The sequence below is a fragment of the Afipia sp. GW821-FHT04G03 genome (assembly GCF_059419985.1).
This window is the reverse complement of record NZ_JBWKSV010000001.1, coordinates 1,299,431-1,317,007: the sequence shown is the minus strand read 5'-3', so window position 1 is coordinate 1,317,007 and position 17,577 is coordinate 1,299,431. Positions and strand designations below refer to the sequence as shown.

14 protein-coding genes are annotated in these 17,577 nt (G+C 62.6%); 6 read left to right on the top strand and 8 right to left on the bottom strand.

The window, feature by feature from the left end:
- Positions 1–57: 57 nt before the first annotated feature.
- The 7 genes from AC07UB_RS06380 to trhO all read right to left on the bottom strand — a co-directional run bounded on the left by AC07UB_RS06380 (position 58) and on the right by trhO (position 6,247).
- Entirely contained in the window at positions 58–1,119 is a 1,062-nt protein-coding gene (locus AC07UB_RS06380; RefSeq protein WP_494651671.1) for a branched-chain amino acid ABC transporter permease, read from the bottom strand.
- Positions 1,116–2,126: a branched-chain amino acid ABC transporter permease gene (locus tag AC07UB_RS06375; protein WP_494651672.1), complete on the bottom strand. Its 1,011-nt coding sequence runs from the start codon at positions 2,124–2,126 to the stop codon at positions 1,116–1,118. The genes AC07UB_RS06380 and AC07UB_RS06375 overlap by 4 nt, the downstream gene beginning before the upstream one ends.
- Positions 2,123–2,845, bottom strand: a complete 723-nt coding sequence (locus AC07UB_RS06370) for an ABC transporter ATP-binding protein (protein ID WP_494651674.1) — start codon at positions 2,843–2,845, stop codon at positions 2,123–2,125. The genes AC07UB_RS06375 and AC07UB_RS06370 overlap by 4 nt, the downstream gene beginning before the upstream one ends.
- Positions 2,842–3,609: an ABC transporter ATP-binding protein gene (locus AC07UB_RS06365; RefSeq protein ID WP_494651675.1), complete on the bottom strand. Its 768-nt coding sequence runs from the start codon at positions 3,607–3,609 to the stop codon at positions 2,842–2,844. The genes AC07UB_RS06370 and AC07UB_RS06365 overlap by 4 nt, the downstream gene beginning before the upstream one ends.
- Before the next feature lie 217 nt (positions 3,610–3,826).
- A complete protein-coding gene (locus AC07UB_RS06360; RefSeq protein ID WP_494651677.1) occupies positions 3,827–5,008 on the bottom strand; it encodes a substrate-binding domain-containing protein in 1,182 nt (393 codons plus the stop codon).
- A gap of 206 nt (positions 5,009–5,214) precedes the next feature.
- Positions 5,215–5,442 carry a SlyX family protein gene (locus AC07UB_RS06355; RefSeq protein ID WP_492793051.1) on the bottom strand — a complete coding sequence of 76 codons (228 nt, stop codon included), beginning with the start codon at positions 5,440–5,442 and terminating at the stop codon, positions 5,215–5,217.
- Positions 5,435–6,247 (bottom strand): oxygen-dependent tRNA uridine(34) hydroxylase TrhO, encoded by an 813-nt coding sequence (gene trhO, locus AC07UB_RS06350; RefSeq protein WP_494651678.1) that lies wholly within the window; start codon positions 6,245–6,247, stop codon positions 5,435–5,437. Before trhO ends, AC07UB_RS06355 begins: the two co-directional genes overlap by 8 nt.
- Positions 6,248–6,514: 267 nt before the next feature.
- Between trhO and AC07UB_RS06345 the strand changes: the two genes are divergently transcribed.
- The gene (locus AC07UB_RS06345) at positions 6,515–8,887 is read left to right on the top strand and encodes an efflux RND transporter permease subunit (RefSeq protein WP_494651679.1); all 2,373 of its coding nucleotides are present in this window, start codon (positions 6,515–6,517) and stop codon (positions 8,885–8,887) included.
- A gap of 322 nt (positions 8,888–9,209) precedes the next feature.
- On the top strand, positions 9,210–11,975 hold the full coding sequence (locus AC07UB_RS06340) for an autotransporter outer membrane beta-barrel domain-containing protein (protein WP_494651680.1): 2,766 nt from the start codon (positions 9,210–9,212) through the stop codon (positions 11,973–11,975).
- A 121-nt stretch (positions 11,976–12,096) separates the two neighbouring features.
- Here AC07UB_RS06340 and AC07UB_RS06335 read toward each other — a convergent pair whose 3' ends face one another.
- A complete protein-coding gene (locus AC07UB_RS06335) occupies positions 12,097–12,594 on the bottom strand; it encodes a hypothetical protein (protein ID WP_492793047.1) in 498 nt (165 codons plus the stop codon).
- 298 nt (positions 12,595–12,892) lie between these two features.
- On the opposite strand from AC07UB_RS06335, the gene AC07UB_RS06330 reads away from it, so the two are divergent.
- The 4 genes from AC07UB_RS06330 (at position 12,893) to AC07UB_RS06315 (ending at position 17,576) form a co-directional block, all read left to right on the top strand.
- Positions 12,893–14,038, top strand: coding sequence for an ABC transporter substrate-binding protein (locus AC07UB_RS06330; RefSeq protein WP_492793046.1), 1,146 nt, complete (start codon positions 12,893–12,895; stop codon positions 14,036–14,038).
- 159 nt (positions 14,039–14,197) lie between these two features.
- The gene (locus tag AC07UB_RS06325; RefSeq protein ID WP_492793045.1) at positions 14,198–15,073 is read left to right on the top strand and encodes a branched-chain amino acid ABC transporter permease; all 876 of its coding nucleotides are present in this window, start codon (positions 14,198–14,200) and stop codon (positions 15,071–15,073) included.
- Positions 15,070–16,845 (top strand): branched-chain amino acid ABC transporter ATP-binding protein/permease, encoded by a 1,776-nt coding sequence (locus AC07UB_RS06320; protein ID WP_492793044.1) that lies wholly within the window; start codon positions 15,070–15,072, stop codon positions 16,843–16,845. Before AC07UB_RS06325 ends, AC07UB_RS06320 begins: the two co-directional genes overlap by 4 nt.
- A gap of 2 nt (positions 16,846–16,847) precedes the next feature.
- Entirely contained in the window at positions 16,848–17,576 is a 729-nt protein-coding gene (locus tag AC07UB_RS06315) for an ABC transporter ATP-binding protein (RefSeq protein WP_494651683.1), read from the top strand.
- Position 17,577: the final 1 nt, after the last annotated feature.

Here is a 17,577-nt window from a genome sequence, read left to right as displayed (position 1 = left end):
TGACGGAGCTCAGGGGCTTGCGACGCCTCGCTCGCGATCACGAGCGAGGAACTGCTCTCAAGCCTTTTTCCCGCGCAGCTTTCCGACCACGCCGGTCGGGAAGAAGTACACGCTCGCGATGAAGAGCAGCCCGAGCCACAGCAGCCAGCGGTCGGGATGCAGCAGATCCGGCAACACCGGAATGCCCGCGCCCGCGGTCGCCTTCGAGGCGGCGCCCATCAGCGCCTGCAAATAGTTTTGCGCAATTATGAAGATCGCAGCACCGACGATTGCGCCGTACATGGTGCCCATGCCGCCGATCACCACCATCAGAAGAATGTCGATCATGATGGCGAAGGAGAGCGACGTGTCGGGCCCGGCATAGCGCAGCCACAATGAATTCAGCACGCCTGCGGATGCCGCGACCAGTGCGGCCAGCACGTTGGCCCATGTCAGGTGAAACACGGTGCGATAGCCGAGCGCCTCGGCGCGGAAGCGGTTTTCGCGCACGGCTTGCAGCACGCGGCCGAACGGCGAGTTCACAATTCTCAAAAGTGTCAGGATCATCGCCGCCGACGCGAAGAACACGATGTAATAGGTCAGGGTGCGGCCGTTGAACTCGAAGCCGAACGTGTCTTTCGAGATCAGAACCGTGCCGGGCCGCAGCAGGTCGGGCAACTGGAAGCTGCGGCCGTCGTCGCCGCCGGTCAGCCATGAGAGTTGCGACGCCAGCACCAGAAATGCTGACGCCACCGCGAGCGTGATCATCGCGAAGAAGATCGCCTGCACCCGCAGCGAGAACAGTCCGATGCCGAGCGCGAGCAACGCCGCCAGCGGCAGGCCGATGGCGATGCCGGTGGCGACCGCCGCCCATGTCGGCCCCATCCCGTAGAGCGCAATCGCGATGGCGTAGCTGCCGATGCCGTAGAACATCGTATGCGCGAACGACACCGTGCCGGTGTAACCGAGCAGCAGATCGTAGGACGCGACAAGCGCCGCGAAGATGCAGATCTTGGTGGCGACATTCATCGCCTTGGCGCCGGGGAACAGGAACGGCGCCAGCGCCAGCAGCGTCACGATGACGATGAGCAGGAGGCTGAGAACGCGGCTGCGCGGCGGATCGCCGGAAAGAATCTTCATCGATTTGTCACCGGATAGAGTCCGCGCGGCCGCCACATCAAAATCGCGACCATCAGCAGGATGTTCGAGATCAGCGCCAGCTTCGGCACCAGGAAACCGCCGTAGTTGGCGATCATCGCCACCAGAATTGCGCCGATGAAACAGCCGCCGATGGAGCCGAGACCGCCGATGATGATGACGATGAACACCAGCACCATCAGGTCGCCGCCCATCGCGGCGTGAATTTCCTCGCGGTACAATCCCCACATGATGCCGCCGAGACCGGCCAGCGCCGAGCCGGCCATGAAGACGCCAAGGAACAATCGCTTGATGCGATAGCCGAGCGCCTCGACCATCTCGCGGTTCTCGACGCCGGCGCGGATCAGCAGGCCGATTTTCGTGCGGTTCAGCACCAGCAGGATGAAGCCGAACACAACGAGGCCGACGATCATCGCCAGCACGCGGTATTTGGCGATCGCGATGTCGCCGAAAATGAAGGAGCCGCGCAGCGACGACGGCAACGGCAGCGGAATACGCTCCGGTCCCCACAGCGCATAGAGCAACTGTTCGGCGACGATCAGCCCGCCCATGGTGATCAGGATCTGCTTGAGGTGGTTGCCATAGACGGGGAGGATCAGTACGCGCTCGAACACAAGTCCGAGCGCGCCGGACACCGCCATCGACAGCAGCGCTGCGGGCGCGAGCGCCAGCAGATTGAGCCACAGCGAGTCGGCCTGCACGTATCCCGCCATCGGCACCAGCACCAGTGTCGCGACATAAGCGCCGACCGCGATGAAGGCACCGTGACCGAAATTCAGAACGTCCATCAGGCCGAACACCAGTGTGAGGCCCGACGCCATGATGAAGATCATCATGCCCATGGCGAGGCTCGCCACCGTGAGCGTCACCCATGTGGAGGGCGATCCGATCAGCGGGATCATCGCAAAGGCGAGAATGACGGGCAGCAGCAGCGGAAGCCAGTCGCGCGCGGCTTTCGGGAGGGGATCGGTGGCAGCAAGATCGGTCATTGATGCGCCTCGAGGCTGAGGCCGAGCAGCTTTTCCTGCAAGCCAGTGTCCTTCGCGAGTTCGGCCATCGCGCCGCGATGCACGATCTTGCCGTTGTCCATCACCAGCACGCTGTCGCCGATGTCCTGTGCGACGCGGAAGTTCTGCTCGACCAGCAGAATGGTCGCGCCACGTTTTTTCAGTTCCGCGAAACACTCGATCAGGTTGACGATGATGGCGGGGGCGAGGCCCTTGGTCGGCTCGTCGATCAGTAGCAGCTTGCGCGGCTCGACGATGGCGCGGGCGATGGACAGCATCTGCTTCTGTCCGCCGGAGAGCGATCCGGCGCGCGACAGCCAGAACCGCTTCAGCGCGGGGAAAAATCCGAAGATCCATTGCAGCCGCGCATCGTCGAGCGGACCTTCGCGCGCGGCAAGGATCAGGTTTTCCTTCACGGTCAGATCGGAAAACACCGACATGGATTCCGGCACGTAGCCGACGCCGAGGCTTGCGATGTCCGGCGTTGTCTTTTTCTCGGTGCGTTCGCCCGCGAGCGTGATCGTGCCGAAGGAGGGCGGCGACAACCCCATGATGGTGCGCAGGGTGGTGGTCTTGCCGGCACCATTGCGGCCGAGCAGCATGGTGATCTGGCCTTCCGGCACATTGAGATCGACGCCATGCAGGATGTGATACTGCGCGATGTGGGTGTGGACGCCGGTGAGGGTCAGCATGTCGCTCATGCGGCGGTCTTTCCGGGCGCGATGCCGAGATAGGCTTCCTGCACGATGGGCGAGGCGATCACCTCGGCGGGCTTGCCGTCGGCGACGAGCTGGCCGTTGTGCAAAACGATGATGCGATCGGCGAGCGAACGCACCACGTCCATCTTGTGTTCGACCAGCAGGATGATCTTGCTCTGATCCTGCTTCAGCCGCGCGATCAGGTCGAGCACCACCGGCACTTCATCGACGCTCATGCCCGCGGTCGGCTCATCGAACATGAAGACCTTCGGCTCCAGCGCCATCATCAGCGCCACTTCGAGTTTGCGCTGGTCGCCATGGGAGAGCGCGGCTGCCGCCGCCGTGCGGCGATTGCCGAGCGCGATGGAGTCGAGAATGGCGTCGGCGCGTTCGATCAGGCCGCGATGGTGCGTCCAGGTGCGGAACATGTCGTAATGCACGCCGGATGCCGCCTGCACCGCGAGGCGGACGTTTTCCTCGACGCTGAGATTCGGAAACAGATTGGTGAGCTGAAAGGCGCGGCCGAGGCCCTTGCGCGTGCGCAAGGGTGCTGTGAGGTGCGTGATATCCTCGCCCGCGAGCAGCACGTTGCCGGCTGAGGGGCGAAGCTGCCCGGAGATCAGGTTGAAGTAGGTGGTCTTGCCCGCGCCGTTCGGTCCGACAATGGCGGTGAGCTCACCGGGGCGAAACGTGCAACTCACTTTATTGACGGCGACATGGCCGCCGAAACGGATGGTCAGGTCGCGGGTTTCGAGGGTGAGGGGCATGGCGGTTCTTTGAGAGCGAGGTCCGGCGCGTGACAATCTATTGTCGTCCCCGCGAAAGCGGGGACCCATACTCCCTGAGTATGGTTCTCCTACGGTGGGCTGCAACAACGCTTTGTGGTTATGGGTCCCCGCTTTCGCGGGGACGACATCGAGTATGCAGGCGACGCCTGCGCTCAGTCTCAGACCTCTCCCCGCAAACGGGGAGAGGTGAGAAGTCTTACCGCTTGTTCTTGATCGGGATGGTCATGTCCTCGATCTTCAGCTCGCGCACCAGTTCGTTGTCAGCCCAGGCGAGGTTCGGGTCCACCTTGACGCGGAAGTGATACATGCTTTGCAGCGCCTGATGGTCTTCCTTGCGGAAGATCATCTTGCCCTTCGGCGTATCGAACTCCATGCCTTCCATCGCCGCGATCAGCTTTTCGGTGTCGGTGGATTTCGCCTTCTGCACGGCGGTGACCGCCGCCATGGCTGCCGCGAAACCGCCTGCGGTGAAGAAGTCCGGCGGCGCGTTGAAGCGCTTCTGGTGTTCGGCGACGAACCACTCGTTGATCGGGTTTTTCGGGATGCCGTAATAATAGTAGGTCGCGCCTTCCATGCCGGGCAGCCGCTTGTAGGCGGCGAGCGCGGGCAGGATGTTGCCGCCGGTCGAGATTTCGATGTTGTAGCGCTTCGGGTCCATGTCCTGGAGCTTGGTCAGCGGATCGCCGCCGCCGGCCCAGACCACCCAGATGATCTTGCGGCCGGGCTTGTCCTTCAGTGCGTCGAGCAGGCGCTGGCCGCCCGCGGTGAAGTCGGTGGTGGCGGCGGGCACATATTCTTCAGCCGCCAGTGTCGCGCCGGTTTTCGACAGCGCTTCCTTGAAGGCTGCGATGCCGTCGCGGCCGAAGGCGTTGTCCTGCGCCAGCGTGGCGACGGTGACGCCCGGCTTGCCGATGGCGACCGCGTTGGAGATCGCGTCCTGCGACGAGTTACGTCCGGTGCGGAAGATGTAGCGATTCCACTTTTCGCCGGTGATGACGTCGGCAACCGCCGGCTCCACGATCAGCACCTTCTTGTTTTCCTCGGCGACCGGCAGCATGGCGAGCGCCGCGCCCGACGCGGTGGTGCCGATGGCGAGATCGACCTTGTCGTCCTGATAGGCTTCGGCGAGCGCCGCCTTGGCCAAATCGGGCTTGCCCTGATCGTCCTTGGTGATGAGGACGATCTTGCGGCCATCGACCGTCATGGTGTTCTTGGTGGCGTATTCAAAACCCATGCGCAGGCCGGTTTCGGTCTGCTTGGCGTAGGCTTCCAGCGGGCCTGTCTTGCCGTGGATCAGCGCGATCTTCAGGTCCTGCGCGGACGCGGGCAATGCCAGCGCGGCAGCCGTCAGGCCTGCAAAAATAGCAATCTTACGCATCGATGTCCTCCCATTGGTCTTGGGCAGGACCATACAGAGCCGGATTGGAATTACCAATTTTTTTGCTCGGGAAAGCTGGATTGCTTCGTCGCTGCGCGCCTCGAAATGACGGGTGGAGAAATGACCGGACCTTTCGTCATTGCGGGCGGAGCGAAGCAATCCAGAGAACCAGGCCCCTTCGGGGCCGGAACGGCCGCAGCCTCCCATTAATAATGAGGCGGGGGCTCCGATGACGGTGCGGTGCCGGATTTCATCTCGGCGTCATCGAGCCGCTCGCGCAGGTGGAGCATTTCGCGGCTGAGCGCATCGATCTGCTTCCATTGCGCGGTGATGGTGGAGTTCAGGGTTTCGATGATCTCGTCGAGATAGGCGATGCGGATTTCCAGCGCATCGATCCGCTCCGGAGACGGTGAGGGCGATTTGGGCTCAGTCATCTGCTTGCTCGGTCTGGACTTGTTCGCTCATGTCGATCTCGGTCGCATCGGTGTGATCCTTGCCGTCGCCCGGCTTGGCGCGCTCCGACAGTCCGTGGCCGAGCGCAATGCGCTGATCGAACACGAAACATTCGCCGCGCCAAAGGCTCTGCGCCTCGGGAATCTCTTCCAGATATTTCAGGATGCCGCCCTTGAGGTGATAGACCTCCTCGAAACCCTGCGATAGCAGGTAGGAACTGGCCTTTTCGCAGCGGATGCCGCCGGTGCAGAACATCGCGACCTTCCTGTGCCTGTTCGGGTCGAGCGCGCGCGCGGCATAATCGGGAAACTCGCCGAAGCGGGTGATCTTCGGATCGACCGCGCCCTCGAAGGTGCCCATCTCGACCTCGAAGGCGTTGCGGGTGTCGAGCAGCAGCACGTCGTCCTGCGCAATCAGCTCGTTCCAGTCGGCGGCATCGACATAGACGCCGACCTTGGCGTTGGGATCGGTGTCCGGATCGCCGAGCCGCACGATCTCTTTTTTCAGCCGCACCTTCATCCGGTTGAACGGCATGTCGGCGGCGTTGGAGAATTTCAGCTCAAGGTTGTCGAGGCGGCCGCCGAACAGCGCGCCGTTCTGCAACTGGTTCATCAGCGCGTCGATCGCGCCGTCGCGGCCGGCGACGGTACCGTTGATGCCCTCGGCGGCGAGCAGGACGATGCCCCTGATGTCCAGCGCCACGCACATGTTGCGCAGCGGCTCCCTCAGGTTTTCAAAGTCCGGGAGTGCGACAAACTGATAGAAAGCGGCGACCTTGTACGACATGGCGGGGCTTATATCAGGAGCACGGCCGGAGGAGGAATCGGTATTCCGAGGGGGCTCGCCACCGGGCGAGGCGCGTTCGGGACAAGGCATTCCGGCCGCCGCGGCTGAATTTCCTGAAAAAATTGCGGCATTTTGAGGCAATCCCGGGCGGCCGGTGATTGCCCACCGCCGGCCGGGCCATCCCGCCTTATTTTGGCGGGGCCGCCTCGCTATCGCAGGAAATCTGCTAGAAAAACCGGCCAGTTCCCTTATCGAATCGGATTGCCATTGTCCCACGGAAGTTCACACGATCCCGCCCCGGACGCCGCCGGCAAGAAATCCTTCAGCATCGCGTTCGGGCTCGAACGGATCGGGCTGATCGCGCTGCGCGCGCCGAAGGTGGCGGCCGCCGTTCTGCTGGCGCTGTGCGTGGTCGCGGTGTTCGGCATCCAGCGCATCAAGATCGACGATTCGCTGAGCCAGTTGTTCCGGTCCGACACGCCGGAATACAGGCAATATGAAGAAGTGACCAAGCGCTTCCCCTCCAGCGAATATGATGTGTTGGTGGTGGTGGAGGGCAAATCGCTGCTGGAGCGCAATTCGCTCGAGAAGCTGCGCGACCTGGTCACCGATCTGCAACTGGTGGACGGCACCCGCGGCATCATCTCGCTGTTCTCCGCACGCCAGCCGCCGGAAGGCGGACGGCTTCCCGCCGCGCTGTTTCCCGAAACGCTGCCCGAAGGCGCCGCCTACGACGCATTCATTAAGCGGGTGAAGGAAAACGAGGTCATCAAGGGCAAGCTGCTGGCGGATGACGGCACGCTGGCGCTGATCGTGCTGGCGCTGGACCCCGCGATTGTCGGCGACAAGGGCCTCAAAACCACCATCGGCGAAGTCCGCAAGATCATGACGGACGATCTGGAGGGGACGGGCCTCAACAGCCAGTTGTCCGGCGTGCCGGTGATGCAGCTTGAAATCCGCAACGCGGTCGAACGCGACGGGCTGACCTACAACATCGCCGGCATTCTCGCCGGCTGCATCATTGCGATCATCTTTTTCCGCCGCGTCTCTTTCATGATCGTGGCCGCATTCCCGCCGCTGCTGGCGATCCTGCTGTCGATCGGCACGCTGGGTTGGCTCGGTTTCAGCCTCAACATGTTCCTGAATGTGATGACGCCGCTCATCATGGTCATCAGTTTCGCCGACTCGATGCAGCTGACGTTTGCCGCGCGCGACCGGCTGATCGCAGGCGAAGACAAATACACCGCCTTCCGCAACGCCGTGCTGGTCGTCGGACCGGCCTGTGTGCTGACCCACGGCACCGCGGCGCTGTCGTTCCTTGCATTGCAGCTTTCGGACTCCGATCTGATCCGCACCTTCGGCGAGGCCGGATTGATGGCGACGATCATCGCGCTGATCGCGGTGTTGTCGCTGGTGCCGGTGTTCGGCGTGCTGCTGGTGCGCAAGGAGAACCTGCTCGCCACCAAGGTGAAGGGCGCGGACAGGGGCGTCGAGGCGCTGCGTGCGTTCTGCCGCTGGATCGCGGTGCGGATGGTTGGCCGTCCCGGCCTGTTCAGCCTGATCGCGCTGCTCGTGGTGATTGGCCTCGGCATCATTTACGCCAGCCTCGAGCCTCGCTACCGGCTGGCCGATCAGGTGCCGGACAAGCAGCAGGCGGTTGAAGCCTCATCCCGTCTCGATGCCAAGCTCACCGGCGCCAATCCGATCGACGTGCTGATCGAATTCCCCAAGGGCAAGTCGCTCTACGATAAGGACACGCTGGATACCATCGCAGCGGTCCATACGATCATCGAGAAGCAGGCTGGCGTGGGCAACGTCTGGTCGCTCGAGACCTTGCGGCGCTGGCTTGCCGAAAAGGCAGGCCGTTCCGACGTCGCGATCCTGAAGGAATATGTCGACGTGCTGCCGAAATATCTGTCGCGGCGGTTTATTTCCGAGCAGCAGGACGCCGTCGTGGTGTCGGGCCGCGTGCCCGATCTGGACTCAAGCCAGATCCTGCCGACGGTCGAGAAGCTCGATGCCGCGATGGGCGTGGTTCGCACCGCGCATCCGGGCTACCAGATCGCGGTCACGGGTCTCTCCGCTATCGCCGCCCGCAACAGCGCGGCCATGATCGGCAAGCTCAACCACGGCCTCACCATCGAATTCATTCTGGTCGCGGCCTTCATCGGTCTGGCGTTCCGTTCGGTGGTCGTGATGTTCGCCAGCATCCTGCCGGGCATTTTCCCGGTGGTGTTGTCGGGCACGGTGCTGTGGTTCATGGGGGAGGGGCTGCAATTCGCCAGCGTGGTCGCGCTCACCGTGTCGTTCGGACTGGGATTGAGCGCGACGATCCATTTCCTCAATCGTCTGCGGCTGGAAGAAAAACCGGGCGTGGATGAGGCGCAGGCGGTCGAGCGCGCCACCGTGCTGGTGGGACCGGCGCTGATCCTGACCACGGTGGTGCTGGCCTGCGGGCTGGTCGTGACGGTGTTCTCGGACCTGCCGTCGCTGCGGCTGTTCGGATGGCTCAGCGCCTTCTCGATGATCGCCGCCCTGATCGCCGATCTCTTCATCCTGCGGCCGACGGCGATGTGGCTCATCAGCACGTCGCATCGCCTCAAGGCGGCGTGGGCCGGCAAGCCCAAGCCTGCAAATTAGAGCCTGCAAATTAGAGCCTGCACGCTGAAGCTTTTGATTCTGCCAGAATCAGGCATGCCGATGCCGTGCCGTGAGACGTGACAAACTGCCCATGGGAGCGACACCCCCGCTGGTATCCGCACTTTCCGATTGAGCGGAACCCGATTAGACTTTGCATGATTGTGGGGCTGATTTTGGAAGTCATTGCGAACGTCGTGATCACGAATGCCGTGATTGTGAATGTCGTGATCGCGAACATCTCGGCCAAAAATTCAGAATGATTTTCCAGTGCGCAGCAAAGCGTGCGGCGGATTTTGACTTGTTGATTTTCGGGGCACTGCGAATGTCCAGCAAGGATGCGAACGCGGCGAAGCCGTCGCCTGCGCTGCGGAAGGGGCTTTTGGCCTCGACTGCTGCTGCCGCCGTGCTGATGGTCAGCGAAGCGGCCCGCGCCGCCTGCGATCCCGCCGCCGCCGACAACGTCACCGCAACCTGCACCGGCACCACCATCAATCAGGGCACTGGCGCTCCCGGCACCAGCCTTGACGTCAACGGCTACGGCAACTTCCTCCTCGACAATCTCAATGTCACGATCATGTCCGGGGCAAGGGTCGCCGGATTCAACGCCGGCATCGGCGCCAACACGGCCACCGTCGCCAATTCCGGCACCGTCACCGGAGACTCCTCCGGCATCTATGCCGCCAACACCGTCATCGTGACCAATTCCGGCACCATCGCAGGAGCAAACCTCTACGGCATCCTTGCCGGCACAGCCAATGTGACCAACTCCGGCGCGATCACCGGCGGCGATTACGGCATCCGGGCCAGCACAGCCAATGTGATCAATTCCGGCACTATCACGGGAGCAGACTTCGCCGGCGTCCATGTCAACGACACAGCCACCGTGACCAATTCCGGCTTCATCACCGGCGGCGACAACGGCATCCGTGCCAGCACGGTTGATGTGACCAATTCCGGCACCATCACGGGGACAGACTTCTACGGCATTTATGCCGTCAACACAGCCACCGTGACCAACTCCGGCCTCATCGCCGGCGGCGACTACGGCATCTGGGCCAGCACGGCCAATGTGACCAATTCCGGCACCGTCACCGGCGGCACCCGCGGCATAAGTGCCCTTGTCACAGCCAATGTCATCAACTCAGGCAGCATCACCGGCGGCAACTACGGCATCGTTGCCAACACAGCCAATGTAACCAACTCCGGCACCATCACCGGCGGCGATTATGGCATCCGGGCCGATACAGCCAATGTGACCAACTCCGGCACCATCACGGGAGCAGACTTCTCCGGCGTCAATACCGACAACACAGCCACCGTGACCAACTCCGGCTCCATCACCGGCAGCGACTACGGCATCCGGGCCAGCACAGCCAATGTAACCAATTCCGGCACAATCATCGGGGGTGGCCGCGGCATCAATGCCGACACGGCCACCGTCGCCAATTCCGGCACCGTCAGCGGGGGCTTCTTCGGCATCTATGCCACCACCCTCACTGTGACCAATTCCGGCACCATCACAGGAGCAAGCCTCTATGGCATCGCTACCAGCACAGCCGATGTGACCAACTCCGGCACCATTACCGGCGGCAGCTACGGCATCCTTGCCGGCACAGCCAATGTGACCAATTCCGGCACCATCAACGGGGGCAACAATTCCGGCATCCGGGCCACCACAGCCAATGTGGCCAATTTCGGCTCCATCACCGGGAGCGCCAACGGCGTCAGCCTCATCACCACCGGCAACATCATCAATTCCGGCACCATCGCCGGTATGAGCGGCACGGCGATCTGGTTCAACACCAATGGCACAGCCGCCTCCGACAGCCTCACCATCCTTCCCGGTGCGCGCTTCGGCGGGCTGGTGAACTTTGGCGGCGGCGGCGACAAGGTGAATTTCGGACCTGGAAGCTGGATTCTCAACACGGCGAACTTCGACGCCGCGCGCTCTACCGTTACCACGTCGGGCAATCCGTATGTCGTGACACCGAACCAGATCATTGTCGCCGATCTCTCCGGCTTCGGCGCCATGAACCGCGCCGTGATGGACATCACCGGCTGGATCGCGTCGGTGCTGCCCGACACGCCGGTGTTCGAGCCGGCATCGGGCGGTGCGGCCAATGCCTTTGCTGCGATCGAGGCGGCGGCTCCCCGTTTTGACCACGCCTTTGGTACCGTGTCCGAAGCCATGGTCGTCGGAGCAATGGCGTTCGCGCCGACAACACCGGTGTTCAGGGGCAGCGCTGTCACCGACCGCGACGGCAACAGCGTCTGGGCCAAGGGCTTTGGCGGACGGCGCGAGCAGGCGACGGACGGCAGTTTCATCGGCGGCGTGACGGTCGGTTACGGCGGCGCCATCGGCTATGACCGGCAGATCACGCCCGATACAAAGCTCGGCGGTTTCATCGGCGGCAGCACCAACGAGACCCGACTCGACCTCAATGCCGGCCGGACCGACACCGACACGCTGTTCGGCGGGCTCTACAGCCGCAGCATGTTCGGCGCGAGCTTCCTTGATCTCGCGTTGATCGGCGGCAAGCTGAACAACGAGTCGAAGCGCAACATCGGCGGCGGGCTGGCGCTGGAGACCGCCAGCGCCACCTATGACGGCTGGTTCGTCAATCCCTCGCTCGCGCTCGGCCATCGCTTCGCGTTCGATCACGGCGTCATGGTCACGCCCGCGCTGAAAGTGCGCTACGTCGCCGCGCAGTTCGGCGGCTACACCGAGACCGGCTCCAGCGCCAATCTCGCAGTCGGCGACCGCAACATGCAGGCGTTCGAGGAACGTGCGGAGGTGACGCTGGCCAACGCCCATACATTCAGCAACGGCAGCCGCCTCGGCGTTCGCGTGACCGGCGGCCTGCTGGCGCAGCAGCGCACGGGCGACGCCACCGTCAACATCGCGCTGGTCGGGCAGAACTTCATCGCCGCGACGCCGGACAAGCAGAACGTGTTCGGCCTCTATGGCGGCGCGGGTCTGGACTGGCAGATCGGGCGCATGGCGCTGTTCGCTGCCGGTGAAGTCGCCGGCATGAACGACAATGTCACGTCCTTCACCGGCAAGGGCGGCGTGCGCGTCGTCTGGTAGCGGCGGCCCTTATGGTTGTCGCCGCGCGGGTCGCCGATCTCTTCATCCTGCCGAGCTCCAGCCAACGAAACGGGCCCGCCGATGAATCATCGGCGGGCCGTTTTTGTCAGAATTGGACGGTTTAGTTGCTCCGCGACAGGCTGATCGTCACGCCGCGCAACTCGCCCTTGGAACTGATGTTGACCGACTGCTTGTTGCCACGGGTCGTGACATTGAAGCTGGCGGCATAGCCATTGGTCTGGACCAGCGCGCTGACTTGCCCATTCGCGATGCTGCCTTCGACGGTGCCGTTGACGCCGCGGCTGGCTTCGCTCCAGGAGCCGGTGATGTTGCTACCCTTGGCGGCGATGTCGCTGGTCAGTTCGAACTTGTAGCTGTCGCTGGCGCAGCGAAGCACCTGATGGAGCGTGTTACCGCTGCCGTCGACGGAATAAGTGCCACGGCAACGGATGCGCTCCGTGCCACCCTCCGCGATCGTGATGGTGCCGTTGCCGGACCAATTGCCTGCATAATTGGCAAACGGAGAATCGGCATGTGCGAGTCCCGGTGTCAGAACGAGAGCAGCGGCCACGGCGGCATTGCGGAAATTACGGTAATTAAAAGTCGCGGGGAAAGACATCTGTAAACACCATCGTTTTGCGGTCGATATGTATGTGTCGCTCATAACACGGTTTGGTTCACGGGAATATGTGGCGCACTGCACCAAAACGGGAAAATTGTTGCGCGCCAGCTTTTTGTCACTCCGGTGACACCGGAGTCCCCCGGACTGTCGGGCGGTTTTCACGATCTCGCAGGTTGCAACGCAATGATCGGATGTTTGAATGATTTTCGCCAGAGTCGGTAGACAATCCGGTTTTTCGGACTTCTAATCGCTTCCAAGGTCGGCGGAAAAAGCACGACCATTTGGGAGGATGACGATGAAACTAACGAGACGTGATTTTTCTGTCGGTGCCGCCGCAATGCTCGCCGCGCCGGCCTTCATCAAAAATGCCGGGGCGCAAGGCGCGACCATCAAGATCGGTCAGGTGCTTCCGGTCACCGGATCGGCCGCCGAGCAGGGCAAGTTCGCTCTGAACGGCGCGAAGCTCGCACTCGAAGCCGTCAACAAGGCGGGCGGCGTTCTCGGCAAGCAGCTTGAACTCATTACCGAGGATGACCAGACCACCAATCCGGGCGTCGTGCTCGCATTCTCCAAACTCGCCGCGCAGTCGGACATTGTCGCCTTCCTCGGCTCGATTCGCTCGACGCAGGTTCATGCGATGGCGCCGGACGTCCTGAAGCTCGGCAAGCCGATGGCCATCGGCGGCACCGATCCCAACCTGACCCACATGGGCAACAAGTGGCTGTTCCGGTTCCGGCCGAACGACAGCTACTCGGGCAGCGTGATCGCCGATTACGGCACCAACACCCTCGGCAAGAAGAAGTGGGCGGTTCTGCATTCCACCGACGCATTCGGCACGGCGGGCGGCAAGGCGCTCACCGAGGGATTGAGCAAGCTCGGCGTCACCCCGGTCCTCGACCAGGGCTATGCCAACCAAAGCCAGGATTTCACCCCGGTGGTGCTGGCGATCAAGCAGTCCGGCGCCGACGTTCTGGGCTCGTACTTCACGTTCGAGAACGATCTCGGCATCTTCGCGCGCCAGTTGCGCCAGCTCGGCGTCAACATTCCGTGGGTGGGCTCGCCGTCCATCGTCGGCGTGTCGTCGACGCGGCTCGCGGGCGCGTCGCTGTACGGAACCTATGGCGTCGCCGACTATGCCGAGGATTCAAGCCCGGCGGCCAAGGCCTATGGCAAGGCTTATCGCGATGCCTACAAGCTCGCGCCGGATAACCAGAGCGCATGGACCTATGACGCCATCAACGTGCTGGCGAAGGCGATGAACACGGCGAAGACCACCGACCCCGAAAAGGTGCGCGAAGCCATCCTCGCGATCCAGAAGTATGAAGGCGCGGAAGGCCAGTACAATTTCGACAAGAACGGAGACGGTCTTCACGGCTACAACATCGTGAAGAACGAAAAGGGAAATATCGTCTTCGAGAAGCACATCGAAGCGAAGACCTGAAGCGCAGCGGCGGCTTCCTCCCGTCGGGAGAGAGCCGCCGTCATTGCGAGCGAAGCGAAGCAATCCAGAGCATAAAGAAGGACTGGATTGCCTCGTCGCAAACGCTCCTCGCAATGACGCTGTGAGCAAAATGTCCTGTTTCTCTTGAGCGAGCGTTTCATGGATCAGATTCTTCAGTTGCTCTTCACGGGCATCGGTATCGGCTCGGTGTACGCGCTGGTCGCGCTCGGGTTCGTGCTGATTTTCCGCGCAACCAACGTGGTGAACTTCGCGCAGGGCGAGTTCTCCATGGTGGCGGCCTTCCTGATGGTGGTGTTCGCCGTCGATCTGCAATGGCCGTACTGGCTGTCGTTCCTGATCTCGCTCGGCGGGATGGCGCTGTTCGGCGTCATCTTCAACCTCGGCGTGTATTATCCGCTGCGTCACCGCACCTTCCTGCCGGTGATCATCGCCACTATCGGCGCGTCGATCTTTCTGGCCAATTCGGTACTGGCGATCTACGGCCCCGCGCCGCAGGTGCTGGAGGGCTGGTTCGAGACGCCGGGCATCCAGCTCGGCCCGGTCTATCTCGACAGCCAGTATCTGCTGATCATCGCCGTCACCCTCGTGCTGGTGATCTTCAATTACTGGTTCTTCGAGAAGACCATGCTCGGCAAGAAATTGCAGGCGACGTCGCAGGACAAGGAAATGGCGTCGCTGCTCGGCATTTCGGTGTCGGCGATGATCATGATCACGTTCATCTACTCGGCGGTGCTGGGCGGTCTTGCCGGCATTCTGGTCGCGCCGATTCTGTTCGTCTCGATCCAGATGGGGGCGACGATCGCGCTGAAAGCCTTCGCTGCGACCATTATCGGCGGTTTCGGTGACGTTACCGGTGCGATCATCGGCGGCATTGCGCTCGGCATCATCGAGACGTTCGGCGCGGCTTATGTGTCGGTGCCTTACAAGGACGCATTCGCGTTCCTCGTGCTGATCCTGTTTCTGGTCTTCCGTCCGCAGGGCATCTTCGGCGAACGCGTGGCGGAAAAAGCATGAGCGTGCAGGGCGAAAAGATTTCGGCGGACACCGCCGTGCGTTCCACGCCGTCGCTGCTGCGGCATCTGCCGTATTTCATCGCCGCCGCGATTGCGGTGTTCGCCGCGGCGACGATGAGTTTCGACGGCTATGTCCTTAACATCCTGATGCAGGCGACGACATTTGCGGTTGCGGTGTTCGGGCTGACCATCGTGCTCGGCATGTGCGGGCAGATCAATCTGGCGCAGGCGGCGTTCTTCGGGATCGGCGCCTACATCGTCGCGCTCGGCACCACCGACTATCAGACCAATTTCTGGATCTGTCTGATCGCCGGATCGCTGCTGGCGCTGCTTGCGGGCGCGCTGCTCGGCATGACGACGCTGAAACTCGGCGGCCACTACCTCGCCATGGTGACGATCTCGTTCCAGCAGATCATCACGCTGGTCATGATCAACGCCATCTGGCTGACGCGCGGCCCCGACGGCATCTCGCGGATCGGCCGGCCGGCGCTGTTGCAGTCGCAGCAGGCGTTTCTGGCGTTCTGCGTTGCCGCACTTGCGGTGATCGGCTATCTCGTCTGGCATTTGCCCGATACGCGGATCGGCCGCGCCATGCGCGCGGTGCGCGACAACGAACTCGCCGCGGGCGTGGCGGGTATCGACATCTTCCGCACCAAGGTGGCGGCGTTCGCGCTGTCCGCATTGCTCGGCGGCATCGGCGGCGGGCTTTATGCGGGCGGATTCTCCTACATCAGCCCGGACCAGTTCTCGTTCGCGGAATCGATCGTGTTCCTCACGATGGCGCTGCTCGGCGGCGTCGGATCGCCGATTGGCGCTGTGATCGGCACCGGGTTGCTGATTCTCATTCCGGAATGGCTGCGCTTTCTCAAAACCATTCCCGGACTTTATCTCGCCATCTACGGCCTGTTCGTCATCCTGATCGTGCGCTTCATGCCGGACGGCATCTGGGGCTTTGTGCAGGAACTGATCAACAAGTGGCGCGCAAAGACGGTGCCGCATGTCGCGAGTCCTGCGCTTCAGCTTGCGCCCGCCAAGACCGGCGGCGACATCGTGCTCGAAGTCACCGGCCTGTCGAAGCACTTCGGCGGCCTGAAGGCGGTCGACAAGGTCGATCTGTCGGTGCGGCGCGGCGGCGTTCATGCGCTGATCGGCCCGAACGGCTCGGGCAAGACCACGACGCTCAACATGCTGTCGGGACTCTACAAGACAACCGCCGGCAGGATCGTGCTCGACGGCACCGACGTGACCGACATGCCGGCGCATGAGCGGACGGCGGCGGGCCTCGGGCGCACGTTCCAGAACATCCGGCTGTTCCGGTCGATGACGGCGTTGGAAAACGTCGTGATCGGCGCGGAGCGGCCCGGCAATACGCTGATCGACAAGGGCTCGGATGCGCTGACGCAGCGCGCGCTGTCGGCGCTGACCTTCGTGGGCCTCGGCCTGCGCGCCAACGAACTGGTGTCCAGTTTCTCCTACGGCCATCAGCGCCTGATCGAGATCGCCCGCGCGCTGGCGGGAAATCCGACGCTGCTGCTGCTCGATGAACCTGCCGCCGGATTGAACTCCAGCGAGAAGGTCGAACTGCACGATCTGCTCAAGCGGATCGCGGCGCAGGGGCTGACCATTCTCATCATCGATCACGACATGACGCTGGTGCGCGAAGCCGCGCAGCACATCACGGTGCTGAATTTCGGCAAGCGCATCGCCGACGGCGAATCGCTGGCGGTGTTGCAGCATCCCGACGTCATTTCCGCATATCTCGGGACGGAGTGAACATGGCGCTGCTCGAGATCAACGACCTGATGGTGCTGTACGGCGAGATCGAAGCGCTGCGCGGCATCTCGCTGAAAGTGGACGAAGGGCAGGTGGTGACGCTGCTCGGCTCCAATGGTGCTGGAAAATCCACCACGCTGCGCGCGATTTCAGGCCTCGCCAAACCCGCCGCGGGGGAAATTCTCTACGACGGGAAGTCCATCGTCGGCATGGGGCCGGAAGCCATCGTGCGCCTCGGCATTTCCCATGTGCCGGAAGGGCGGCGGGTGTTTCCCGGCCTCACGGTGAAAGAGAACATCATGCTCGGCGCGTCGAACCGCCGGGTCGCGAAAGCGCAATTGTCGCGCGAAGCCGATGCGATGTTCGATCTGTTCCCCGACATCCGCCAGTTTGCCGACAAGCTCGGCTGGACCCTGTCCGGGGGGCAATTGCAGATGGTCGCGGTGGCGCGCGGGCTGATGGCGAAACCGCGCCTTCTGCTGCTAGATGAGCCGTCGCTGGGCCTGGCGCCTGTGATCGTTCAGGCGGTGTTCCGGATTATCGCCGAAATCCGCAAGGACACGACGGTTTTGCTTGTGGAGCAGAACGCGCGCATGGGATTGTCCGTTGCCGATCATGGCTACGTGCTGGAAACAGGGCGTCTTGCGCTGGGCGGCAAACCCGATGAATTATGGGGTAACGAAGCAATCAGAGCCGCTTACCTAGGCGGCCATACCAAGGCAACTGTCTAAA

Bases quoted from the DNA above. Each gene is read 5' to 3' on its own strand.
- AC07UB_RS06375 (WP_494651672.1), bottom strand. From the start codon at position 2,126: ATGACCGATCTTGCTGCCACCGATCCCCTCCCGAAAGCCGCGCGCGAC.
- AC07UB_RS06320 (WP_492793044.1), top strand. From the start codon at position 15,070: ATGAGCGTGCAGGGCGAAAAGATTTCGGCGGACACCGCCGTGCGTTCC.
- AC07UB_RS06325 (WP_492793045.1), top strand. From the start codon at position 14,198: ATGGATCAGATTCTTCAGTTGCTCTTCACGGGCATCGGTATCGGCTCG.
- AC07UB_RS06340 (WP_494651680.1), top strand. From the start codon at position 9,210: ATGTCCAGCAAGGATGCGAACGCGGCGAAGCCGTCGCCTGCGCTGCGG.
- AC07UB_RS06365 (WP_494651675.1), bottom strand. From the start codon at position 3,609: ATGCCCCTCACCCTCGAAACCCGCGACCTGACCATCCGTTTCGGCGGC.
- AC07UB_RS06360 (WP_494651677.1), bottom strand. From the start codon at position 5,008: ATGCGTAAGATTGCTATTTTTGCAGGCCTGACGGCTGCCGCGCTGGCA.
- AC07UB_RS06355 (WP_492793051.1), bottom strand. From the start codon at position 5,442: ATGACTGAGCCCAAATCGCCCTCACCGTCTCCGGAGCGGATCGATGCG.
- trhO (WP_494651678.1), bottom strand. From the start codon at position 6,247: ATGTCGTACAAGGTCGCCGCTTTCTATCAGTTTGTCGCACTCCCGGAC.
- AC07UB_RS06315 (WP_494651683.1), top strand. From the start codon at position 16,848: ATGGCGCTGCTCGAGATCAACGACCTGATGGTGCTGTACGGCGAGATC.
- AC07UB_RS06380 (WP_494651671.1), bottom strand. From the start codon at position 1,119: ATGAAGATTCTTTCCGGCGATCCGCCGCGCAGCCGCGTTCTCAGCCTC.
- AC07UB_RS06370 (WP_494651674.1), bottom strand. From the start codon at position 2,845: ATGAGCGACATGCTGACCCTCACCGGCGTCCACACCCACATCGCGCAG.
- AC07UB_RS06330 (WP_492793046.1), top strand. From the start codon at position 12,893: ATGAAACTAACGAGACGTGATTTTTCTGTCGGTGCCGCCGCAATGCTC.
- AC07UB_RS06335 (WP_492793047.1), bottom strand. From the start codon at position 12,594: ATGTCTTTCCCCGCGACTTTTAATTACCGTAATTTCCGCAATGCCGCC.